This is a genomic window from Occallatibacter riparius, assembly GCF_025264625.1.
GTDB lineage: Bacteria > Acidobacteriota > Terriglobia > Terriglobales > Acidobacteriaceae > Telmatobacter > Telmatobacter riparius.
The window spans coordinates 966,617-989,163 of record NZ_CP093313.1; the positions used below are offsets into that span (position 1 = coordinate 966,617).

Below are 22,547 nucleotides of genomic sequence, written 5' to 3' on the forward strand. Positions count from 1 at the left end.
GTGCATCCAAGCTGTGAGGAGAAAACGCGGATGCACATGCGCAGATTGCTGGTGGTGTCTCTGGCCGGTCTGGCCCTGCTGGGCGAAGGATGCAAGAAGAACACAGTCGACCCGGGCGCCTTCAAGACAGCCCTGAACAACTACCTGAAATCGCAGCAGCAGTGCCTGTGGGCCGCGCCGCAAAAATTACCGGCGCAGGCCGATGCGTCCGACGACGCGCAGACGAGGGGTTACGACGCCCTGACTGACGCCGGGCTGCTCACGCGGACAGCTGTGGAGAAGAAGCGGTTCCTGGTGGGGTCGAAGCAGGCCAACGATTACGATCTTTCAGACCAGGGCCGCTCGGTATGGACCGCGGATGCTTCGCAGCCGGGATACGGCAACTTCTGCTACGGACATGCTGAGGTGAGCTCAGTCGACAGCTATACGCCTCAGGCGGACAACGCGACGCAATATACCGTCAGCTATCACTACCAGGCGAGTAACCTGCCGCCGTGGGCGAACTCTGCGGAAATGAAGGCGGCTTTCCCGAAGCTCGGTTCAGCTGCCGCGCCCCAGGCCGGAACGGCCACCCTGGTAAGAAGCAATGACGGCTGGCTGGTGCAGAATGCGCAGCCTGGGTCTCAGCCAAGCAGCATGCCATAGATCGAGCGGGCGGGACCGCGCACCGAGGCGTCTCGCCCATCGTTCTTTCGGACGATACTGGCGTCCACCCGGCCCCGTATACTGCGTCCATGTTCACGGTCACCAAGAAAGCCGCTGTATGGGCTGTTTTTGCCTTTTTCCCCGTTTTGGTTTCTGCACAGGCCGCCGGTCCCGGCACGCTTCCCCCGGAACAGCAAACCAACAAGAATGCAGAGGGCGCACAGGCGCCGGCTAAGAGCGGGCAGGAGAGCGGCTCGCCCCATCCCATCCAGCTTGATGCGCAGCATCGTCCCATCACGGCCGGGGGCTTCGTGAAGTCGGGCCCCATGGTCTTTGAGGACGCGTCAGAGAAGGCCGGGCTGGCCAAGTGGACGCACAAAATGGGTACGCCGGCGAAGGACTACATCGTCGAGGCGAAGGGCTCTGGAGTTGCGCTGCTGGACTACGACAACGACGGATGGATGGACATCTACGTTGTCAACGGTTCGACTTTCAAAGCGCTCGATGGAAAGGAAGCGCCGCCGCACGCCGCGCTCTTCCACAACAACCACGACGGCACTTTTACAGATGTGGCTGCGAAGGCGGGCGTAACCAACGAACGCTGGGGATTTGGCGTAGCCGTGGGTGACTACGATAACGATGGCTGGCCGGACCTCTACGTATCGAACTGGGGCAAGAACCGACTCTACCACAACAATCATGACGGCACCTTCACAGACATGGCGGACAAGGCCGGCGTGGGATTGGACGATCCTGCGGCCTGGCACACTGGTGTGACGTGGGGAGACTACGACGGTGACGGCCGACTCGACCTGTTTGTGGCCGGATACTTGCACTATGACCGACATAACATGCCGACGGCTGGTGACGCCGATGCACCTAACGCGTTCTGTACCTTCCGCGGCGAGAAGGTAAGCTGCGGCCCGCGGGGACTGAAGGGCGAGGGCGACCACCTCTTTCATAACAATGGTGACGGCACATTCACCGATGTGAGCGACAAGGCGGGCGTAGCCGATAAGCCCGGCTACTACGGTCTTGGGGCGGTGTTTGTGGACATCAACAACGACGGGAAGCCTGATCTGCTGGTGGGCAATGACTCGACGCCCAATTATCTCTATCTGAACAAAGGCAACGGAACCTTCGAGGACGTGAGCTACGCGTCAGGGTTCGCACTCAACGAGGCCGGCCGCGAGACAGCGTCGATGGGCATTGCCGTTGGCGACTATGAGAACACGGGCATGCTCGATGTGTTCGACACTACTTTCTCGGATGACTATAAGCCGCTTTATCACAACGAGGGCGATGCCAACCTTACCGACATCAGCTATCACGTTGGCCTAGGCGAGGGCACCGTTCCGTTCCTGAGCTGGGGCGATGCTTTCTTCGACTACGACAACGATGGGTGGAAGGACCTGCTGATGTCAGACGGCCACGTCTATCCGCAGGCCGACAAGTACGCGTGGGGAACAACGTGGGCGCAGCGGCCGATGCTCTTTCACAACATCGGCGGGAAGAAGTTTGACACCGTGCCTGCTGTAGAGGGATCCGGCCTGGCTGACGTGATCGCCGGACGCGGCATGGCCGTGGGCGACCTGTTCAACGACGGCAAGATCGATGCGGTGATCAACGTGATGGATGCCCACCCGGTGCTGCTGCGCAACGTGGAATCTAACACAAATCACTGGATTGAACTGAAGCTCGTTGGTGGCCAGAAGAGTCTACGCGAGGCCGTTGGAGCTACGGTCTACCTCACAGCGAACGGAATGAAGCAGCGCGGCGATGTAATCAGCGGAGGGAGCTACCTCTCGAATAATGACCCCCGCGTACACTTCGGCATCGGCAGCGCTTCCGGTGTGGAGGCGATCGAAGTGCACTGGCCGAGCGGCAAAGTTGAGCAGTTCACTGTGCCCGGCGTAGACCGCATCGTGACGTTGACGGAAGGTTCGGGCAAGTAGCAGAACAACATATCCGAGCTATGGCCGCGGGAGCGAATGCTCTCGCGGCTTTTCCTTTTGCGGCGCGGGTCGAGATAGTTGCTATTTATCCTCGGGAGTGTTCCAATTGAGTTAATTGAAACAGGGGTGCTCCGCGGTGCGGGGCTGAGAAATACCCTCGAACCCGATCCGGATAATACCGGCGTGGGAAGTTTCCGAAGGTCTTCTTCAAGGTCTGCAGTACGGGCGCTCTTGTTTCAGTAGTTCAAACAAGAGGATTCCATGCCTGGCCAGTCTGCACGTTCTGCTCCCTCCAAATCGAAATTGCATCTTTGCTTGCTTGCCGGTTGCGTGCTCGCGTGCTCTATCGGGGGGCCGAAGGGTGCTATTGGACAGGCGGAAGCGCCGCAGACTCCCAGTCCAACTCCCTCTGCCGCATCCAGCAGCGCAAATCAACATTCGCAGCTGCCACTTCCGCGCGTGACAACGACGGTAGTGGTTCATGAAGATGTGAAGGACGACTATCTCTCGAACGCGATCACCACGGGCACGCTGGACAATGCTCCGCTTGCCGAAACACCGCTCTCGATCTCCGTCGTTACGCGCGAACTCCTCAGCGATCAGGGCGCTCGCACACTGGCAGACGTAGTGAAGAACGATGCGTCCGTCGGTGAGGACTATGCTCCCGTTGGTTATTACGGCGATTTCCAGATCCGTGGGTTTCCGATCGATCTGGCCACTGGGCTGCAGATCAACGGAATGACCATCGCAGGTGAGCAGGACGTTCCACTCGAGAACAAGGAGCGTGTTGAGATCCTGAAGGGCATCTCCGGTGTAGAGAGCGGGGTCACCTCAGGCGGTGGAGTGATCGGATATGTGACCAAGCGTCCGGCGCTGGTAAAGGCGATGGACATGGCCACCGATCATCGCGGAAGCGCCTTTGGGGCGGCCGACTTCGGGCAGTTCTTCGGCAAAGAGAAGCAGGTCGGCGCGCGGCTGAACCTTGCAGGCGAGAGCATCCAGAGCTACGTGAATGGCGCCGATGGCTGGCGTGCCATGGGCGCAGGCTCTGCTGATTGGAAGATTACTCCCAAGGCTATTCTGAAGGGCGATTTCGAATACCAGCACAAGGTGGAGCGGTCTGTTTCCGGGTATCAACTGCTGGGCGGCGACACGCTTCCGGACCTAAACCGAATCTATCCGTCAACGATGCTTGGCTTTCAGCCGTGGGCGAAGCCGAACACCTTTGACACTTACAACACCGGAGCACGGTTCGATTACGACCTTCCTGGGGAGTGGCATGTCTTCGGGGCGGCGAGCTTCAGCCATTCTTTGATCGATGACAACGTCGTCTATCCTTACGGCGTTCCGTATGACGACCAGGGTAACGTTGCATGCCCGGACGCCCCGGACGCGCCCTATTACTTCTTCTGTCCAGACGGAACATACGGCATCTACGACTACCGCAATCCCGGCGAACTGCGCATCGATGCTCAGGCTGAGTCTGTAGTTACAGGCCAATGGCACACCGGCGCAATACAGCATGATCTCGCCGGAGGTGTTGAGCTGTTCCGTCGAAGCGTGCAGATGCCGGGTTATTTCTCAGCTGAGACTCCAGTGTCGCCGGACGGTGTCGTGCAGGATGGCGCGGTCTACAGCTATATCGGGCAGGAGAACATTTACCAACCCATCGAGCCGTTTCACTGGGCGACCAACGAGAACGGCATAACGCAACAGGCAGGCCCGCGGCGTCTCTGGGAGGACCATCACCAGACGGCGTTGATGGTCGCGGATCGCCTTCACTTGCCTGGGCGAATTCAGGTAAATGTGGGTGGACGGGAAACGTGGCTGCGCGACCATAACTACTCGCTAGGTGCGACGGACCCCGCGGCGGCGCCAACGAACACTGATCGGCCGGTGTGGCTGCCGCAATACGCGGTGAGCTTTACGCCGGTGACCCGCCTGATGCTCTATGGAACCTATACCGCGATGCTCTCGCTTGGGCCGCAGGCTCCTTGGTGGGTGGATAACGGTAGCCAGTTCCTGGAGCCCTACTTCACGCGCCAGGTCGAAGCAGGAGCGAAGTACGAACCCAATCAGAAGATCTTGCTGAGCGTTGCAGGATTCCACATGCGCGCGCCGTTCTTCTATCCGAAGACGATCGCGGCAGAAGAAGGGCAGTGTACGGAAGACTACTTCTTCGGGCCGGGCACGCTCTGCTTCGTGTCGCAGGGCCACGAGACACACAGTGGCGCGGAGTTCAGCGTCGAAGGCAAGGCCGCAAACTGGATCAAGCTGAATGCATCGGTTGCTGCCATCCACGCGGAGTCACAGGATACGGGCACGCCGGAATTCGATAACAAGCAGGTAATCAACGCGCCGCGCGTGCGCACGGCGCTGTTCGCGGACGTAGCTGTTCCGCATATGCGCGGGTTCTACCTGATGCCCGGCTGGGGATACTGCGCAAGCAAGGAAGCCACGCGCGATGACGCTGTCAGCGTGCCCGGATTCAACCTCTTCAATCTTGGCGCGCGCTACACTCCCGGAGGCGAACAGGGCCACATGACGCTCCGACTGTACGCCGATAACATCGCGAACAAGCGCTACTGGAAGGATACGGGAGCGAGCCTCGGCGACACTTTCATACACCTGGGAGCTCCGGCGACTGTCCGGCTTTCGGCACACTACACGTTTTGATTCAAGGAGCCCGCAACGTTGAATACGGAAATCAAGGTGCATGGACTAGACGGCTCCCTAGTTGAGCCTGACTGGGCGCCCTTGTCGCCGCATGAGATCGATTCCGTGCTCTCGCGGTACCCGGAGCTACAAGGCCCCTACAAGATCGTCAGCATGAGCCCCCGTCCTTTGTCCGCAGCGAGTGTGGTTGCAAGCCGCAGCGGGCGCGTGTTCGTCAAGCGTCATGCGCGGCTCGTCCGTGGTGCGGAGGGCTTGCGCGAAGAGCATCGGTTCGTGGCTCATCTCCGCGCGCATGGAGCACCGGTGCCTAAAGTGCTGATCTGCGACTCGGGTGATACGGTCATCGAAGCGGGTGGCTGGACCTACGAAGTGCACGCAATACCTCATGGAGTGGACGCCTATGAGGATGCGATCTCGTGGACTCCGTTTCGGTCCTCAGAGCATGCACGATCGGTAGGCGAGACGATGGCGCGGCTGCATCTCGCCGCTGAAGAGTACGACGCTCCAGTAAGGCAATCGCGGCATCTGGTTGCGGGTTTCACGATCTTCGCCGGCGAGAATGCAACTCGCAAGTTGGACGAGTATGTAACCGTGCGGCCGGCGCTGCAGCAGTATCTAGCTCAAACCGGCTGCGCACACGAAGCTATCGATTTGCTCGCTCCGTTTTATGCGGAACTCGCGCCGTTGCTGCCTTCTTTGCAGCCTCTCTGGACGCATAACGACCTGCACGGCTCAAACCTCTTCTGGAGTGACGAGGGTCCGACAGCGAAGGCGACCGCCGTAATCGATTTCGGACTGTGCGATCGCACGAATGCTCTGCACGATCTGGCGCATGCCATCGAGCGAAGTGTTGTCGAATGGCTCTCGCTGGTGAACGATCCGGCGAACCCAGAAAGCGTGCCGGTTCATATGGATCATCTGTGGGCCTTGATCGAGGGATACGAGACAGTTCGCTCGCTCTCGAAAGCTGAGCGTGCCGCGCTGGCCCCAATGCTTGCTCTTTGTCATGCAGAGTTCGCGCTGTCGGAAACCGACTACTTCCTCAGCGTGTTACATTCCCGGGAGAAAGCTTACATGGCTTGTGAAGGTTATCTGGTGAGCCATGCGCGATGGTGGTGCGGGCCAGGCGAGCAGGTGCTAAAAGCCTTGCGTAATTGGGCAGCCATAAAAGAGCCAAAGCGTGAGGTGCACCGAGGATGACCGTAGTGACGCACTATCTTGTGGCGCATTGGATCGAACTCGCCGGTTGGATAACAACGGGGCTCGGCATTTGGCTCACAACGCGACGCACTTTGTGGTGCTGGCCGGTAATTCTGGCCGCCGATGTTCTCTATCTCGTCGTGTTCTATCAGGCGAAGCTGCTCTCGGACGCGCTCCTGCAAGTCTTTTTCGTCGTTTTCACTGTTTACGGCTGGTGGAACTGGTGGCGTGGAGTCCGGCAAGAAGGCACAGTGCGTGTGGCTCCGCTTCCCTGGCTGAACAGCGCAATCGCGATCGCGGCTGGAATTGCGGGAACGTTCGTGCTCGCAGCGATTGCAAAGCGCTTCAACGCAGCGCTTCCCTATCTCGACGCATCACTGGCGAGCTTCAGCCTGGTGGCAAGCTGGTGGCAGGCCCGCAAGCATATTGCGAATTGGTGGCTATGGATCGTGGTCGATGTCTTATACATCGGCGAGTACATCTACAAGGACCTGTGGCCGACTGCTGTGCTCTATGCGGGGTTGGTGGGACTTGCGATCCTCGGACTCATCGAGTGGCGTCGCGCACCTCAAGAGGAGACCACCTAACCTATCCGTTATTCCCCGGCGTACTGAACAACATTCTGCAGCGGCTCGCCATTCAGATAGCGTTTGAGTTCTTCGGCAGCGACTTTCATGGCGCGCGGCGCAAATTGCGGGCTCGATCCAGCCACGTGCGGAGTGATGAGCAGATTAGGGCAGCGCCAAAGCGGGTGATCGTGTGGTAGGGGTTCGGGGTGGGTGACATCGAGTGCTGCACGAATCCTACCTTCATTAAGCGCGGCCAAAAGCGCCTCCGTTTGAACAATCGCCCCTCGCGCGGCATTCACCAGCAAGGCGCCTTGCCGCATCAGAGCCAACTGGCGCGGGCCCACTAAGCCGCGTGACGCGTCATTCAAAGGCAGGATGAGAATGATGATCTCGGCATCTGGAAGAAGCTGATCAAAATGCTTAACCGAATGGACAAGTGGCTCAATTCGAGGGCGGCGCGCTACTCGCACCAGATCGACATGGAACGGCGCAAGCATGCGCTCAATCTCTGTTCCTATCGCGCCGTAACCGACGAGCAGCACTCGCTTACCTGTGAGTTCCTCGAGCATTACCGGCGGGTGAAGATGGCGCGCATCGCCGGTGATGCGCTCGTACCCCACCGTCGCCTCTTTGCGGCCCCGCCAGTCCGCGGACCTTTGAAGCCCTAGAAATAGTGGAAATTGCTTCAGCATCGCAAGGATCGCGGAGATCGTCCATTCCGCCGTGGACACATTGTGGGCGGCACGCGCATTGCACACGGTAACGTCCGGGCCCGCCTTATCCGTGATCCAGTCTGTGCCCGCCATAAGAGAGAGAATGAGTCGAACGCCTTTCAGGTGAGGCCAGATGCGCAGCGCTCGCGTTGGGTAGGGATCGGGGATCCAGACATCGATTTCAATTTCATGATCCAGCCCATCGTTCAGCGGGATGAGTTCAATCCCGGTCGGCAACAGGTCAAGGAGCGTTGAGTCGACGGTGGCGGGAAATCCTACGCGCATATCTAATGCTATAGGTCCGCGCCAGCGGTTTGGTTCGCCCGCGCTCCAATGCGATTATGAATGAAAGCGCCATTCGGGAGTCGGGGAGTTGATTCAGAACCATGCGCCTGAAGACAGATAAAACATGGTCGCAACAGGAGCTAGCGCTGAAACTGGGCGTCGGAACCGCGATGCAGAGCGGCCTGCTGACGTGGGAGCGCAAACGGCTGCTGATCCACGCAACGAAGACGGCGCTTGCGGCAACTCTCTGCTGGTGGCTCGCACTTCGATTCGGACTCCACGACGGCTACTGGGGAGCGATCAGCGCAATAATCGTGCTGCAATCGAACTTCGGGGCGACCATCACGGCATCGAGAGATCGTATCCTCGGGACCCTAATCGGCGCCGTACTGGGGTTCACATTTTCTCTGTTCGGCACGCTGCCTTGGAACTACATAATCGCCGTTTTCATTGCGATCGCCATCTGCGGTCTGCTCGGTTTTCGCAGCAGTTCCCGACTTGCCGGAGTGACGATCACGATCGTGATGCTGGTTCAGTCAAGCTCTCACAAGGCAATCGCATTCGATCGCGTCCTGCAGGTGGTCCTCGGAATCATCGTGGCCCTCCTCGTCGCTACTCTGATACTCCCGGACCGCGCGCGCGTTGCTCTGCGTGATGGACTGGCCCAGGAGTTTCTCGTCCTAGGACACTTTTTCGAAGCCATTCTTCAGGGCTTCCGTGGATCGGCAGCAGGCAATCTGGATGACCTGCGTCAGGACGCTCTCGCCTCCCTTCGCGCGAACAATCAACTGCTGCATGCATCGCGCAATGAGCCCTCGGGCGGCCCGGGATGGCGCGAAGGACTCGCGATTCTCACGCGCTCAGGGCAATCGATCTTCGACTCGCTTGTCGCCCTGGAGATCGCGGTGCGAGGAAGCTCCGATGATGGATATGCCGAACAGCTGGAGCCTGTCCTGGGAAAGCTCGCAGCGGACATCCACGCCGGATTTCACTATGTAGCGGGGTGCATTCACAAGTGGCGATTTCACATTCCGCCGCCCAACCTGCATCTTGAAGATGACATTGCGCAACTCGAGACGCGCATGGCCGAGTTACGGCCGAAAGGCATCAGCTTCTCGCAGGCCGAGATTCTGCGCGGCTATGCGGTTCAACTCCATCTAAAGCAGCTTGCGCGCCTTCTCCGAGCTGCGCGTGTCGATACCAGCCAGGCCATTGGAGAATCGCAGGTCAGCAATTCTTAGTTGAGAAGCTCAGCGAAAGAATGCTCGGAGAGCTTCGACGCAGTTCTCAATCTCTTTGACTGGGATTGCATAACCGAAGCGAAGATGGCCCTCTCCCTGCGCTCCAAAAACCGAGCCAGGAATGGTGGCGATGTGTGCTTTCTCAAGCAAGATCTGCGCCGCCTTGCGGCTGTTCTTGTCGATCTTCTCCGTAAGCGGGAAAGCATAAAAGGCGCCGGCCGGCGGATCGCATTCGAGCCCGACGTCGTTCAGACCGGCAATCAGGATGTCCCGTCTCTTGCGGTATTCCTCGCGGCGCGCGCCAATGACGGACTCGGACGTAGTGAGCGCCTGAAGCATCGCGTGCTGCACGGGCGTAGCGACTCCGTTGGTGGAATATAGAATAATCTTCCGCAGCGCGGTCATGAAGGGCTCCTTCGCAACCGCGTAACCCGCGCGCCACCCCGTCATCGCATACGTCTTCGAAAACGTGAAGCAGGTGATCGTGCGCTCAAGCATCCCGGGCAATGATGCGATCGAGACATGCTCGCCGTCATACACCAGGTCCTCGTATGCTTCATCGGCGATCACGATCAGGTCGCGCTCGCGTGCAAAGGCGGCCACTTCTTCCGCTTCAGAACGTGTGAACACCAGGCCGCTCGGGTTCTGCGGAGTGTTGTAGTAAATGGCGCGAACACGCGGCGTGGAGAACTGCTCCAGCGTTTTGCGTACGCCATTGCGGCGCGCCGTAATGGTGGGGACCGACAGCGGGCGCGCCTGGGCGCCGGTCACCAGGTCACCGATGGGCGTCCAATAGGGCGAGAAAACCAGGGCGTCGTCCCCCGGATCAAGCACGCTCTGAAACGCCCCATATAGCGCCTGAGAACCACCAACTGTGACCAGCACCTCATCCGCCGTAACTTGAATGCTGTTCTTGAATGCGAGTTTGTCAACAAGCGCTTGGCGCAGCGGCGGCAGACCAGACGACGGAGCATAGTGGGTCTGGTTCGCCACCAGCGCGCGCACTGCCGCGAATTTAATGTCATCTGGCGTCTCGAAAAACGGCTCGCCGCCATGCAGGGCGTGCACCTGCAGCCCTTCAGCGCGCATCGACATCACCTTGTTGCGAATCTGCACGATGTCGGAGAATCCAACTTCATCCAGCCGCTTGGCCAATCGAATTCCGTTCTGCCGCCTAACCGTCATGCCTGTAGCATCCTCCAAAGCCCCAACTCAGCATAGTCCACGCCGCAGACCGGCGCCTGCTTTCCGAGCGAAAGCAAATCTACACGGCAAGCACTTCGGTGTAAACTGCCATTCCGGCCACGGCGTCAACGTGCAGCGCATCCAGCGTATCGATCTCCTGCTGACTTCTAATTCCGCCTGCCACGATGAGGTGTCGCTGCGTCAGGCCACGCAGGCGTCGGGCTGTCTCGATTGGGAAGCCGCCCATGAGGCCTTCTCCATCCACATGCGTGTAGAGAAAGGATGAGACGAACGGCTCCAATTGCGGAATCGCCTCGTCAGCCGTAAAGGCGACCTGCTCCTTCCAGCCTTTGACCGCAATGCGCCCCCCCTTGGTGTCGATGCCCGCCACCAGATGTTCTGACCCGACCGCGTCTGACAACTCTGACGCAAAGCCGGAGTTAACACCTGAAACAGAGAAAAGTGCCGAACCGATGATGACGCGCCTGGCGCCGTTTTCCAGCACGTGTCGCGCGCGTTCAATGGAGTGAATACCTCCTCCAACCTGACATGGCAGGCGCCGCGCAATCCGCTTCACGAGTTCCGAATTATCACCGGACCGCATAGCGGCATCCAGATCGATGAGCTGCACGAGCGGGAAACGAGAAAACTTCCGGATCCAGTATTCAAAGTCGTCGAAAGCCAGGCGGAGCTTCTCGCCTTGGACCAATTGAACAATACGTCCGCCGAGCAGATCGATAGATGGAATCAGCATGGCAACCTCACTGGAACTCCTGAAGCGGCAAGTTCTTGCTTGAGCGATCTGGCGCTGGACACGCCGAAATGGAAGATGCTCGCGGCCAAAGCCGCATCAGCCTTGCCGCGCGCAAACACATCTGCAAAGTGCGCAACCGTTCCTGCGCCGCCCGATGCGATGACCGGAATGCTTACCGATTCACTCACCGCGGCCGTCAGCTCGCAATCGAATCCGTTGCGCGTTCCGTCCGAATCCATCGAGGTAAGTAGGATCTCGCCTGCACCCCGCGCTTCGGCTTCGCGCGCCCACTCAACTACACGACGTCCTGAGGGCTTGCGCCCGCCTTGCACAAACACCTGCGCATTCCGAACAGGATCCGCGGCAGCTGGGTCCCGCCGCGCATCGATCGCAACGACCACCGCCTGTGCACCGAAACTCCGGCCTATCGACTCAATCAGCGATGGGTTCGCCAGTGCCGCGGAATTGATGCTGACCTTGTCTGCCCCTGCTTCGAACACCTGTTCCGCATCGGAGGCAGTCCGAATACCTCCCCCGACAGTAAACGGGACGAAGAGTTCGCGCGCAGTTCGCTGAACTGTATCGAGCAACGTCTTCCGCCCCTCATGGGTAGCCGTAATATCGAGCAGCACGATCTCATCCGCGCCTTCCTGCGCGTGACGGGCCGCAAGAGCGGCAGGGTCACCGGCGTCCACGAGATCGACGAACTGCACGCCTTTCACCACGCGTCCAGCGTGAACGTCGAGGCAGGCGATAATGCGTTTGGTCAGCATGCTTCTCCGTTCGGAGTCCAATCAAGAAAATTGCGCAAGATGCGAAGGCCGGTTGCGGACGACTTTTCCGGATGAAACTGGACGCCCATCACGTTGTCACGTTCGACGGCGGCCGCGAAGTCGTCAATGTAGTTAGTGACGGCGCACGTATCGGCAGAGATAGGCGCGCGGTAAGAATGCGTAAAGTAAACGTGTTCTCCGGCCGCGACGCCGGCGAGAAGCCGTGATCCGATGCGCGGAGTGATTGCATTCCATCCAACGTGGGGAACTTTCTGTCCACACTCGCGGAAGCGTTCGCACGACCCGGAGAAATGGCTCAGGCCAAGACACTCCGGCGCTTCCGTCGATCCAGCATAGAGCCACTGCATGCCGACGCAAATACCAAGGAAAGGAACTGCACGATCAACCGCAGCACGAATTGCGGAAGTCATACCTGTCGCATCCAGAAGCCGGGTCGCAGAGAAGTGGCCAACCCCCGGAAGGACGAGCCGTTCCGCAGAGCCGATCATCGAGAGATCGTGGTCAGTCACCTCGACGTCTGCACCCAGGTGGCGCAACGCCTTCACCACCGAGGTGAGGTTCCCGGCCTTGTAGTCAATGACAGTGACGCGCATCAGAGCAGGCCCTTCGTCGATGGCAACATCTCGCCGAGTTGTTTGTCGCGGCTGCATGCAACGCGCATCGCACGCGCGAACGCCTTGAAGATGGCTTCGATCTTATGATGATTTGACCGCCCGTACATTGTTTTGACATGCACGTTGGCCCGTGCCCCACGCGCAAATCCCTCGAAGAAATCCGTCACCAACTCCGTCTGTAGATCGCCCACGAGTCGTGTCCGCACTTTGCTATCGACTGCGAACGCGGCACGGCCACTCAGATCAACGGCCGCGATAGCGAGCGTCTCATCCATCGGCATGAGGAAGTAGCCAGCCCTCAATATCCCGCGCTTGTCGCCGAGTGCGCGATCAAATGCTTCACCCAAAGCGATACCCACGTCCTCAACCGTGTGATGCTGATCCACGTCGAGATCGCCATCGCATTTGAGCGTCAGGTCGAAAGCTCCGTGACGCGTAAACAGCTCGAGCATGTGGTCGAAGAAACGAATGCCCGTGCCGACCTCGTACCGGCCGCTGCCCTCGATTGTGAGTTGGATCGCGATGCGCGTCTCCGTCGTATTGCGCTCAAACTGAGCGGAGCGCAGGGCCGTTTGCGTTTTGGGTGCCGAAGCGGGACTCTTCTTCGTCGTCATGCTTCCTTCTCCTTGCCGTTGCGCATCAGGCCGATCACCTCTTTGAGAACCTCTGCAGCGAGCCGCATCTGTTCGCGCGTGCCGATCGTGACGCGAACACAGCCATCACAGCCGGGATCGTTGCTCCTGTCGCGCACCAGCACCCCGGCGGAGTTCATTCGGCGAACAAAATCGCGGTGTTCCGATCCTATATAAGCAAGCACAAAATTGGCCTGGCTCGACCATCTGCGAAGCCCGGCTGCGTCGATAGCAGACTCAAACTCCTTTCGAGCAGCAAGGACCTCTCCGACATACCAGTTCAGATAATCGGTGTCGTTCAATGCAGCCGGAATACACGCAAGAGCAACGGAATTCACGCTGTAGGGAGAGATCACACGGCGCATCCACTTCATCTGCTCCGCTGATCCCGCCAGAACCCCTACGCGCAGGCCGGCAAGGCCGTAGGCCTTCGAGAACGTACGCGCAACCACGAGGTTCGGTATCGAATTGAGAAGGTCGATAGCTGTCTCGCCGTAGAAGTGGAAGTAAGCTTCGTCCACGAGAATCACCGCGTGCGGCGCTCGCTGAGCTATGGTTATGATCTGTTCACGCGTAATCACACTGCCGGAGGGGCTGTTGGGGTTGGCAAGCGCAATCACTTTCGTACGTGGCGAGATCCCATCTAGCAATGCCTTGAATGGAAACACCAGGTCATCGCCGGCCTGCACGGTTACGATCCTCGCGTCCGTTGCAGATGCATACACCTCGTACATCGTGTACGTCGGCACAGGCAGCAGCAACTCATCGCCGGAATCCAGGAATGTTTGGAACAGTACGTGTATGGCTTCATCCACGCCATTTGTGAGAAGAACTTGCTCCGGCGTAACGCGCAGATGTTGGGCGACCTGCGCTTCGACAGTTTCACGCTCTGGATAGCGCGTGAGGTCGCCTGCCGAAATCTGGCTCAGCACTTCGCGCACTGCCGGTGAACACGCGATTGTATTTTCGTTGAAATCCAGCCGCAGAGCATCGCGGCAGCCAAGCGGAGGATGATACTCCTTCATGGCTTGGACACGTGCTCGAGGTTGAGGCCCGGCAGTTGCGGTTACGTCACCCATTGGAACTCCTCGATTTCCGGGGCTTCGATAGTCTCACCAGAATCGCCTCTGCGTGCCCAACCAGGCCTTCAGCCCGCGCGAGTAGAAATGCCTCCGGTCCAAGCTCGCGCATTGAGGCGGATGTGTACTCCTGCACCGTAATCAGCTTCACAAAGTCATTCACGCTGAGGCCACCGCGAACACGCGCCATGCCGCCCGTGGGCAGAGTGTGGTTCGGCCCGGAGATGTAATCACCCATTGGTTGCGCCGACCAGCGGCCCACGAACACCGAACCCGCGCTCTGAACCCATGAGAGATCAGCAAAAGAATCGACGGTGAGATGCTCGGGTGCGATCCTGTTTGTTAGATCGCGAGCCTCAGCCGGTGTCGCTGTGAGGAGAACCACGCCATTCCTTTGCAGAGACTCTTTCGCAACGGGATTACTCCTCGCGCGATCCTTTACTTCCGTCATCACTGTCCGGGCAAGCTCTTCGCGTGAGGTGATGAAGATGGCCAGCGCCTCGGGATCGTGCTCGGCCTGCGCGACGAGATCGGAAGCTATCTCAGCGGGCCGGCCCTTTTCACTGGTGACAACGATTTCTGTCGGCCCAGCAAGCATGTCAATCGCACAGTCGAACGCAACCGTTCGTTTTGCCGCCGTGACGTAGAGATTGCCCGGCCCCACGATTTTTTCGACCCGCGGGATGGACGCAGTGCCATAAGCGAGAGCCGCAATTCCATGCGCCCCACCAATGCGGTAGAACTCCGAGATGCCCAGCAGATGCGCGGCAGCCAAAGCTTCAACCGCCGGGCGAGGCGATATGGCCACAACCCGCGGAACGCCCGCGACCTGTGCCGGTATCGCTGTCATCAGCAAGGTTGAGGGTAAGGGGTGCCGCCCGCTGGGAACGTAGCATCCAACCGCTCCGATCGGCCTGACGACTTGGCCTCTGGTCAACCCGTCGGCGGATGTTTCAGTCCACGACTGCGGCATCTGCTTCTCGGCAAAGCTGCGGATCTGTTCCGCGGCCGTGCTCAGTGCCGTTCTGAGAGCGGGCTCGATGCGCTCCCATGCCTCCGCCATCTCTTCGCGCGTGACGCGAAGTGATTCAGCGCCAGGCAAGCCATCGAACTCGCGACCATAGCGCAGCAAAGCGCGATCGCCCTGGTTTCGGACCGACGAGACAATGCGGCTCACGGCGGGCATCACCGTATCGAGCGCAGCACCCCCACGCACTTCGAGCGTCGCGATCAACTCGGCCGCCGATTGTCTGCTTCGCCCGAATGTGCGAATCAGCTTCATCTTGCCTCCGCTGTGCTAGAGCACGACCTTGTTCAATGGGTATTCGACGATGCCCGTAGCGTTTGCAGCCTTGAGGCGAGGAATCACGTTGCGCGCCATGCGCTCATCCAGGATTGTGTTCACCGCGACCCACTCCGAGTCGCTCAACTGCGAAACCGTCGGTGAGTTCAGCGCGGGGAGCACCGAGAGCACAGCATCCAGATCGGACCGCTTGACGTTGAGCATGAGCCCCACCTGCGACTGCGCATCAATGGCGCCGCGCAGCATGAGCGCGATGGAATCGATCTTGTTGCGCTTCCAATCATCAGCAAGAGCCGACTTGCTGGCGATCAGGTGCGTCTCGCTCTCCAGCACCGTGTCGATGATCTTGAGGTGATTCGCCTTGAGCGAGCTGCCGGTCTCTGTGACCTCAACAATCGCGTCCGCGAGCATGGGCGGCTTCACTTCAGTCGCGCCCCAGCTGAATTCGACCTTCACGTTTACGCCGCGATCTGCGAAGTAGCGCTTGCTCACTTCCACAAGCTCTGTGGCGATGATCTTGCCCTCGAGGTCCTCAGCCTTTTCAAATCCGCTGTTCTCGGGCACCGCCAGCACCCAACGCACCTTCCGGCGGCTCTGCTTGGCATAAGTGAGCGACGTAACGCTCGCGACGTCGAGACCGCTCTCCACCACCCAATCAATTCCGGTCAGCCCGGCATCGAGCACGCCGTGATCGACATACCTTGCCATCTCCTGCGCGCGGATCAGCATGCACTCGATCTCGCTGTCGTCGATGGATGGGAAATACGAACGGCCATCCGCGTAGATGTTCCACCCTGCCCGCTTGAAAAGAGCGATGGTCGCTTCCTGCAGGCTGCCTTTGGGAATTCCCAAACGAAGCTTAGGCATTGCCGACCTCCTGCGCATTCGAACCAACCTCGATAGGACGCGTGAAGCAACTCACTGTGCCTTCGTGGCAGACCAGGCCATCGCCTTCCACTTCCACGCGAAACAGCAGCGTGTCGTTGTCGCAATCAGTCGAAGCGGAGATAACGCGCAAGCGATTACCGCTGCTCTCGCCCTTCATCCACAGCTTCTGGCGTGTGCGGCTCCAGAAGGTAACGAAGCCGGTTTCAAGTGTCTTCGCGTAGCTGGTGGGATTGAGGAAGCCCAGCATCAATACTTCGCCGGTCCGCGCATCCTGCACAATTCCCGGCGCCAGGCCGTCCATCTTTTCAAAATCGATCATGTCTGCTGTCTCGCTTTGGATTGGAATTAGAGCACGAAAAAGCCCGCTGGCTGGTTGCCGGCGGGCTGGGTGATTCTTAGATCTGGTGGGCCTAGATCAGGCCATAGCAGTCCGCCGGCATGGAATGTCCATGATGGTGGTGATGGCCGTGATGGTGGCGGATCTGCATCTGCTTTTGACCATAATGGCACAACGCCACATGTGTCAAATACTTTCCTAGTACCTAGGAACGCCTCGCCGATCCTGATTGTGCGCCAGTGGTCGAATCAAGAGGCATCTGCAGCAAGTCAATTACACGCTGGTACAAGCGATTACGCGTCTCGAACCGATCGGAGGCGCGCGTGATGTAATGCACCTGCAACTTGAATTCATTCCCCGAAGGACGAAGGTTAACTGAAGGCAATGCCCGAGTGTCGGTGAGGCCTGGGACTCGCGCTCCACGCCACTCTCGTTCAGCGAGTTGTACGTCCCCAGCCGTTGCCTCCGTGAGTACACCCAGAATCTGTTCCGCACGCAGGTGCGTCTTCTCCGTTGAAGGAAGGGCGACATCGAACTGGTCCCACATCCATTGGCTCGTCGAGGAGAAATTGAAGTATTTGTGCTTGACGGCAAAGCTGTTCATGAAGGTCACACGCCGTCCGGTGGGATATCCCTGCTCGGCCAGCGTTCCAGTCTCGAGGAGCGTGGTAGACATCAAGCCAATCTCCAGAACCTCTCCACCGACGCCATCGATCTCAACAATGTCGCCGACACGCATACCCTTTTTGCCGATGAGAATGAACCAGCCAAAAAATGCGAGGATGAAATCCTGAAGCGCCACAGTGAGCGCCGCTGTCCCAAGGCCCAGCATCGCGCCGAGTTGTCGAGGCGGACCAAAGATCACCAGGAGAATGCACACTGCTCCGATGATCTGAATACACAGCTCTAGGATGCTCCGAAGCGTATGCCGCTGCCGAACATCCAGCAACGGGTGTTCCATGGCGCGCCGGAGCACGGCAATCGCAATTACCATGCAGGCTCCCATCGCGAGAACCCATGCCAGCGACTTGAAAATGAGATGCAGCACAATGCGATGCTGGACCTGCAAATGCGCTCCCCACTTTTTGTACACATTCGCAAGCTGCTGCTCGGTTTGAATTCGATCGTCGTAGATGCTGAGCAGTTGGCGCTCTATGCTTCGGCTCTGCAGCCGTGCAAGCCGGGAGGCCTGATCCTGTGCCGGAGCCGTCCCATTCCCAGCCGCGCCGGCTTTCGTTTCGAGCGCATTGTGCATCGCAGAGAGTGCGCGGACGTTGGACTCAGCCTGTTTTCCTGCCTGGTCAAGCAATTGTGCCCGTGTTCGTTGCCGATTCCACGCACCCACTCTGCGAGCAAGCGTGCCGTACTGGCCCACAGACAAAGCCGCAAGCTGCCCAGGCGCCTGCGTCTGGTTGTCGTAGCTTTTCATCTGCGCTTCGTGCGCTGACAACTCGCTCTGGATCTGAGGCCGCTCATCCCCCGTTGCGCGAGCAAGGTCCTCCTGCGCGTCAGAAAGCTCGTCAGAATCGAGCTGAAGCTGCGCTTTCGCCACCTGAAGATCGGTGTCGTCCGCATCCTCGGCCCCTGACTTGGTACCGGCCCGGGCTGCAGCGAGTTGCTTAACAGCGGACTGGTCCTGCGCAACCTGAAGCTGCAACTGATCAATTCGGTCGGCGACAGCCTTCGCGTCGCCTGTCAACTGGCGGTTCTGCGCGCTTAGCGTGGCTACGCGAATCGCGGCAGCAAACGCCTGGTCCACCGAGTGATCTGCCAATCGCTCCGCCTGCTCGGCGTAGTCTTTTTCTTCGGCGCTGTAGGCGAGTTGCGCCAGGGCTTCGGCAGTTTGCCACGAGCTAACATCGACGATCGCCTTGGGCGTGGCACCCCGTCCCTTCGTGCTTCCCGCTGAGGACGGGAGCTTCCCCACTGAATCCTGCGTAAACCACGCCGATGAAACACAGATGGCGAGCAGCAACCCGATGACGCCAAGAATCACAACCTGGGTACGGCTGAGGAAATGCGAATTCTTTTCCTTCTGGGCCGAACGGTCGGGCGACAAATTACTCATATCGCCATTGTCACAGGTCTTTCGGTAGGTGTTCCTGCAAAATGCAACAATCAGCCTGCGCTTGCGCGCCAGACTACAAGGAAGCAGAATAATCAGTGCACAGAATCCTGGCGATCACCGCCCTCCTACTCATGGTGCCCTGCGCCACGCCCCAGGCGCCAGCGCGCGCCGCCTTTACGGACACTGCAAGCAAACCGTCGTCAGCGGAGGACCTCGTTGATATCAATCACGCCAACTTGGAACAGCTCCTCCAGGTCCCCGGAATGACGCGGTCATGGGCCGAGCGCATCGTGCGCTACAGGCCCTACCGGACAAAACTCGACTTGGTGCAGAACGGAGTCATGCCCCTCGATGTTTACAAACGCATCAGGGATCACATCATCGCCCATCAAGATAAGAAGCAGTGACGCACACGCATCACGCGTGCGCCATCTTCTTCGTCGTGCTTCGCGTCTTCGAACCCAACAGCGTGCTCAGAATCACGTAGAGCGTCGGGATGAAGAACAGGTTCAGAACAGTGGAAAGTACCATTCCGCCCACAATCGTCGTTCCCACGGAACGCCTGCCGAGCGAACCGGCGCCGGTGGCGAACACCAGAGGCAGAATGCCCAGAATGAAGGCGAACGAGGTCATCAGGATCGGCCGCAGACGAAGCTCACCAGCCTCGATCGCCGCCTCCGCAATGGAGCGGCCTTTCGCGCGCAACTGCTCGGCGAACTCCACAATCAGAATCGAGTTCTTCGCCGATAGCCCGATCAGCATCACAAGACCGATCTGGCAGTAGACGTCGTTCGAATACCCCCGGAAAGAAACCAGGCCCAACGCGCCCAGCACAGCCATTGGAACCGCAAGCAGAATGATGAAAGGCAGCGCGAAGCTCTCGTATTGCGCCGAAAGCGTCAAATACACGACGAGAATACCGAGGCCGAAGATCACCAGAGCCTTGCCGCTCGATTCAATTTCATCGAGGGTGAGGCCGGTCCACTGATATGTCATTCCTGGCAGCATCACCTTCTTCGCCAAGTCTTCCATACCCGCAATAGCTTGCCCCGAACTGTAGCCGGGCGCCGCGTTCCCATCGATTTCGACTGAGCGGAACAAGTTGTAGTGACTGATTACCGGCGGACCAGAGCTGTTGGCGACCGTCACCAGGTTGTCGAGTGCCACCATTTGCCCTGAGTCAGATCGCACATAGAAATTGTGCAAATTGGCCGCACTCATGCGGAATGGCTGATCGGCCTGCACGTAGACGCGGTACGTCCGGTTATTGAAGTCGAAATCGTTGACATACGCCGAGCCCATGAAAACGCTCAGCGTCGACGTGATCTGCGAGAGGGGAATGTTCATTGCCTTCGCCTTCACGCGATCGATGGTTACAAGGACCTGGGGATCGTTGGCCGAGAAACCTGTGAATAGATCCCGGATGTCTCCACGCGCGCGGCTCGCACCAACAAGGGTGTGGGCGACCCTGTCCAAATCCGACAGCGTGTTCTTGCCCTGATCCTGGAGCATGAACTGGAACCCGCCGAGACTTCCCACTCCCTGAACAGCGGGAGGCTGAATCATCTGCACAATGCCGCCATTAGGAGCAAACATGAGCATCTGGAGCTTGGGATTGATGCGGGCAACAATGTCGGCAGTGGCGTGTCCCTTGCCGAGTCGCTTATCTGAGGGTGTCGTGGAAATAAACATCATCCCGGCGTTTGAAGCGTTCCCGGCGAAGCTGAACCCTATCACGGAAAACGCTCCGGCGATGTCCTTATCCTGGGCAATGATCCCCCCAGCTATATCTGCCAGATTGCTCGTGTACTGCATAGATGATCCCGGCGGCGCCTGCACGATGACCATGAGGAACCCTTGGTCTTCCTGCGGGATGAACCCCGTCGGAACCTGCTTGTACATCCAAATGGTCGCGCCAATGCCGACAAAGAACAGGAGCAGCAAAAGATAGCGCAGCCTCAGCGCGTAATGAATCGAGCGCGCATAGGTCTTTCCCATCCAATCGATGGTCGCGTCTGCCCCATGAATGAAAGCGGCAAACATGCGAGAGAGCGGACGAATGTGAAGGAAATCCAACTGATGTGGGCGTTCTTCCTCGCCGCGGAGAAACAATGCCGAGAGAGCCGGCGAGAGTGTCAGTGCGTTGAACGCCGAGATCGCGATGGAGAAAGCGATGGTGAGCGAGAACTGACGATACAGAATGCCCGTTGTTCCCGGGAAGAACGATACCGGAACGAACACCGCGATGAGCACCAGCGATGTGGCGATAACTGCGCTGGTGACTTCGCTCATGGCGCGCGAAGTAGCTTCATGCGGGTCAGAGTGTTCAAGGTGGATGTGGCGCTGCACGTTTTCAATCACCACGATAGCGTCGTCGACAACTAGCCCTGTTGCCAGCGTGATTCCGAAGAGAGTGAGAGTGTTGACTGAGAATCCGAACAGCTTCACGAAGGCGAATGTCCCGATCAGCGAAACCGGAATTGTGGCCGCCGGAATGATCGTGGCACGCCAGTCGAGAAGAAAGAGGAAGATCACCACGATGACAATGGCGATGGCCTCGCCAAGTGTGATCAACACCTCCCGGATCGAATCGCCAACCGCGGTGGTCGAGTCAAACGCGATGGCATACTCAAGTCCCGGCGGGAAACTCTTCTTCAACTGCTCCAGCACAGCCCTGCACTTTGCGTCCACGTCGAGGGCGTTGGCGTTGGACAACTGCTGAACGCCGAAGCCCATGGCAACCATGCCGTTGTACTTGAGCATCGAGCTGTAGTCTTCGGCGCCTACGACCGAATGCCCTACATCCTTGAGCTGAACCAGACCGTTGGGCGAGTTCTTGATGATGATGTTGTCGAACTGTGCCGGATCGCTGAGTCGGCCGATCACGCGCACCGGAATCTGAAATGCTTGCTTTGTATCAGCAGGAGGCTGACCCAGCTGACCTGCGGGAATCTCCACGTTCTGTTCCTGCAGGGCATTCAGCACGTCGCTCGCTGTGAGACTCCTCGTCGCAAGCCGGACCGGATCGAGCCATACCCGCATGGCGTACTTGCGCTCGCCGAAGATCATTACATCGCCAACCCCAGGAACGCGCTTGAGCGCGTCTTTGATGTACACATCGAGGTAGTTCGAGATGAATTCGTTCGTGTACTGGTAGCGCGGGTCGCGACTGAAAAATCCGGCGCCAAATACAAAGTTTGTGTTGGCCTTGATGATGCTGATACCGGTCTGGTTTACGGCGGCCGGCAGACGCCCCTGGACACCTGCCACGCGGTTCTGCACGTCGACGGCGGCGATATCGAGGCTGTAGCCGGTCTGAAATGTGATCGTGATCTCGCTGGTGCCGCTGTTGGTGCTTGAGGAACTGATATAGCGCATGCCCTCCACACCGTTGATCGCTTCTTCCAGCGGAATGGTGACGGCCTTCTCTACCGTGTCGGCATTTGCGCCAACATAATTGGTCACCACGGAAACCTGCGGAGGCGCCAGAGTCGGATACATCGCCACCGGCAGCGTGGGAATACAAACCGCGCCCCCAAGAATGATCATTAGCGCGCACACTGTAGCGAATACGGGCCGGTGAATAAAGAAATCTACAAACAAGCTATG

19 protein-coding genes and 1 riboswitch are annotated in these 22,547 nt (G+C 58.8%); of the genes, 7 read left to right on the plus strand and 12 right to left on the minus strand.

The genetic code is table 11. The annotated features are described in order from the left end of the window. Nucleotides 1–30: 30 nt before the first annotated feature. The 5 genes from MOP44_RS03870 to pnuC all read left to right on the plus strand — a co-directional run bounded on the left by MOP44_RS03870 (nucleotide 31) and on the right by pnuC (nucleotide 7,063). Nucleotides 31–645 (plus strand): hypothetical protein, encoded by a 615-nt coding sequence (locus MOP44_RS03870; RefSeq protein ID WP_260794595.1) that lies wholly within the window; start codon nucleotides 31–33, stop codon nucleotides 643–645. Nucleotides 646–734: 89 nt separating this feature from the next. Continuing rightward, nucleotides 735–2,600 (plus strand): CRTAC1 family protein, encoded by a 1,866-nt coding sequence (locus MOP44_RS03875; protein ID WP_260794596.1) that lies wholly within the window; start codon nucleotides 735–737, stop codon nucleotides 2,598–2,600. Between the two features lie 112 nt (nucleotides 2,601–2,712). Next, nucleotides 2,713–2,807, plus strand: a riboswitch (TPP riboswitch). Nucleotides 2,808–3,059: 252 nt separating this feature from the next. Then, a complete protein-coding gene (locus tag MOP44_RS03880) occupies nucleotides 3,060–5,276 on the plus strand; it encodes a TonB-dependent siderophore receptor (protein WP_260794597.1) in 2,217 nt (738 codons plus the stop codon). 18 nt (nucleotides 5,277–5,294) lie between these two features. Beyond that, complete coding sequence (locus tag MOP44_RS03885) at nucleotides 5,295–6,476, plus strand: phosphotransferase enzyme family protein (protein ID WP_260794599.1); 1,182 nt, start codon at nucleotides 5,295–5,297, stop codon at nucleotides 6,474–6,476. Beyond that, nucleotides 6,473–7,063, plus strand: a complete 591-nt coding sequence (gene pnuC / locus MOP44_RS03890) for a nicotinamide riboside transporter PnuC (RefSeq protein WP_260794600.1) — start codon at nucleotides 6,473–6,475, stop codon at nucleotides 7,061–7,063. The genes MOP44_RS03885 and pnuC overlap by 4 nt, the downstream gene beginning before the upstream one ends. Before the next feature lie 8 nt (nucleotides 7,064–7,071). On the opposite strand, the gene MOP44_RS03895 is transcribed toward pnuC, so the two are convergent. Next, nucleotides 7,072–8,043 carry an NAD(P)-dependent oxidoreductase gene (locus tag MOP44_RS03895; RefSeq protein WP_260794601.1) on the minus strand — a complete coding sequence of 324 codons (972 nt, stop codon included), beginning with the start codon at nucleotides 8,041–8,043 and terminating at the stop codon, nucleotides 7,072–7,074. A gap of 101 nt (nucleotides 8,044–8,144) precedes the next feature. On the opposite strand from MOP44_RS03895, the gene MOP44_RS03900 reads away from it, so the two are divergent. Beyond that, a complete protein-coding gene (locus MOP44_RS03900; protein ID WP_260794602.1) occupies nucleotides 8,145–9,284 on the plus strand; it encodes an FUSC family protein in 1,140 nt (379 codons plus the stop codon). Nucleotides 9,285–9,293: 9 nt separating this feature from the next. Here the strand turns inward: MOP44_RS03900 and MOP44_RS03905 are convergent, their stop codons facing one another. The 10 genes from MOP44_RS03905 to MOP44_RS03950 all read right to left on the minus strand — a co-directional run bounded on the left by MOP44_RS03905 (nucleotide 9,294) and on the right by MOP44_RS03950 (nucleotide 18,938). Then, nucleotides 9,294–10,469 carry a pyridoxal phosphate-dependent aminotransferase gene (locus MOP44_RS03905; RefSeq protein WP_260794603.1) on the minus strand — a complete coding sequence of 392 codons (1,176 nt, stop codon included), beginning with the start codon at nucleotides 10,467–10,469 and terminating at the stop codon, nucleotides 9,294–9,296. A gap of 79 nt (nucleotides 10,470–10,548) precedes the next feature. Continuing rightward, nucleotides 10,549–11,223 carry a 1-(5-phosphoribosyl)-5-[(5-phosphoribosylamino)methylideneamino]imidazole-4-carboxamide isomerase gene (locus tag MOP44_RS03910; RefSeq protein ID WP_260794604.1) on the minus strand — a complete coding sequence of 225 codons (675 nt, stop codon included), beginning with the start codon at nucleotides 11,221–11,223 and terminating at the stop codon, nucleotides 10,549–10,551. Further along, nucleotides 11,217–11,996, minus strand: coding sequence for an imidazole glycerol phosphate synthase subunit HisF (gene hisF / locus MOP44_RS03915; protein ID WP_260794605.1), 780 nt, complete (start codon nucleotides 11,994–11,996; stop codon nucleotides 11,217–11,219). Before hisF ends, MOP44_RS03910 begins: the two co-directional genes overlap by 7 nt. Further along, nucleotides 11,990–12,610 (minus strand): imidazole glycerol phosphate synthase subunit HisH, encoded by a 621-nt coding sequence (gene hisH / locus MOP44_RS03920; RefSeq protein WP_260794606.1) that lies wholly within the window; start codon nucleotides 12,608–12,610, stop codon nucleotides 11,990–11,992. The genes hisF and hisH overlap by 7 nt, the downstream gene beginning before the upstream one ends. Then, a complete protein-coding gene (hisB, locus tag MOP44_RS03925) occupies nucleotides 12,610–13,245 on the minus strand; it encodes an imidazoleglycerol-phosphate dehydratase HisB (protein WP_260794607.1) in 636 nt (211 codons plus the stop codon). Before hisB ends, hisH begins: the two co-directional genes overlap by 1 nt. Further along, complete coding sequence (gene hisC, locus MOP44_RS03930; protein ID WP_260794608.1) at nucleotides 13,242–14,342, minus strand: histidinol-phosphate transaminase; 1,101 nt, start codon at nucleotides 14,340–14,342, stop codon at nucleotides 13,242–13,244. The genes hisB and hisC overlap by 4 nt, the downstream gene beginning before the upstream one ends. Continuing rightward, nucleotides 14,335–15,624, minus strand: a complete 1,290-nt coding sequence (gene hisD, locus MOP44_RS03935) for a histidinol dehydrogenase (protein WP_260794609.1) — start codon at nucleotides 15,622–15,624, stop codon at nucleotides 14,335–14,337. Before hisD ends, hisC begins: the two co-directional genes overlap by 8 nt. Before the next feature lie 15 nt (nucleotides 15,625–15,639). Continuing rightward, entirely contained in the window at nucleotides 15,640–16,512 is an 873-nt protein-coding gene (gene hisG, locus MOP44_RS03940) for an ATP phosphoribosyltransferase (protein WP_260794610.1), read from the minus strand. After that, nucleotides 16,505–16,873 carry a phosphoribosyl-AMP cyclohydrolase gene (hisI, locus tag MOP44_RS03945; protein WP_260796607.1) on the minus strand — a complete coding sequence of 123 codons (369 nt, stop codon included), beginning with the start codon at nucleotides 16,871–16,873 and terminating at the stop codon, nucleotides 16,505–16,507. The genes hisG and hisI overlap by 8 nt, the downstream gene beginning before the upstream one ends. Nucleotides 16,874–17,075: 202 nt before the next feature. Beyond that, the gene (locus MOP44_RS03950; RefSeq protein ID WP_260794611.1) at nucleotides 17,076–18,938 is read right to left on the minus strand and encodes a mechanosensitive ion channel domain-containing protein; all 1,863 of its coding nucleotides are present in this window, start codon (nucleotides 18,936–18,938) and stop codon (nucleotides 17,076–17,078) included. 95 nt (nucleotides 18,939–19,033) lie between these two features. Between MOP44_RS03950 and MOP44_RS03955 the strand changes: the two genes are divergently transcribed. Beyond that, nucleotides 19,034–19,345 (plus strand): ComEA family DNA-binding protein, encoded by a 312-nt coding sequence (locus MOP44_RS03955; RefSeq protein ID WP_260794612.1) that lies wholly within the window; start codon nucleotides 19,034–19,036, stop codon nucleotides 19,343–19,345. Between the two features lie 10 nt (nucleotides 19,346–19,355). Here MOP44_RS03955 and MOP44_RS03960 read toward each other — a convergent pair whose 3' ends face one another. After that, entirely contained in the window at nucleotides 19,356–22,541 is a 3,186-nt protein-coding gene (locus tag MOP44_RS03960) for an efflux RND transporter permease subunit (RefSeq protein ID WP_260794613.1), read from the minus strand. Between the last annotated feature and the right edge of the window lie 6 nt (nucleotides 22,542–22,547).

Coding starts and splice junctions, on each gene's coding strand:
- MOP44_RS03950 (WP_260794611.1), bottom strand. CDS start 18,938: ATGAGTAATTTGTCGCCCGACCGTTCGGCCCAGAAGGAAAAGAATTCG.
- hisF (WP_260794605.1), bottom strand. CDS start 11,996: ATGCTGACCAAACGCATTATCGCCTGCCTCGACGTTCACGCTGGACGC.
- hisG (WP_260794610.1), bottom strand. CDS start 16,512: ATGCCTAAGCTTCGTTTGGGAATTCCCAAAGGCAGCCTGCAGGAAGCG.
- MOP44_RS03870 (WP_260794595.1), top strand. CDS start 31: ATGCACATGCGCAGATTGCTGGTGGTGTCTCTGGCCGGTCTGGCCCTG.
- MOP44_RS03875 (WP_260794596.1), top strand. CDS start 735: ATGTTCACGGTCACCAAGAAAGCCGCTGTATGGGCTGTTTTTGCCTTT.
- MOP44_RS03910 (WP_260794604.1), bottom strand. CDS start 11,223: ATGCTGATTCCATCTATCGATCTGCTCGGCGGACGTATTGTTCAATTG.
- MOP44_RS03900 (WP_260794602.1), top strand. CDS start 8,145: ATGCGCCTGAAGACAGATAAAACATGGTCGCAACAGGAGCTAGCGCTG.
- MOP44_RS03905 (WP_260794603.1), bottom strand. CDS start 10,469: ATGACGGTTAGGCGGCAGAACGGAATTCGATTGGCCAAGCGGCTGGAT.
- MOP44_RS03895 (WP_260794601.1), bottom strand. CDS start 8,043: ATGCGCGTAGGATTTCCCGCCACCGTCGACTCAACGCTCCTTGACCTG.
- hisC (WP_260794608.1), bottom strand. CDS start 14,342: ATGGGTGACGTAACCGCAACTGCCGGGCCTCAACCTCGAGCACGTGTC.
- hisH (WP_260794606.1), bottom strand. CDS start 12,610: ATGCGCGTCACTGTCATTGACTACAAGGCCGGGAACCTCACCTCGGTG.
- hisB (WP_260794607.1), bottom strand. CDS start 13,245: ATGACGACGAAGAAGAGTCCCGCTTCGGCACCCAAAACGCAAACGGCC.
- hisD (WP_260794609.1), bottom strand. CDS start 15,624: ATGAAGCTGATTCGCACATTCGGGCGAAGCAGACAATCGGCGGCCGAG.
- pnuC (WP_260794600.1), top strand. CDS start 6,473: ATGACCGTAGTGACGCACTATCTTGTGGCGCATTGGATCGAACTCGCC.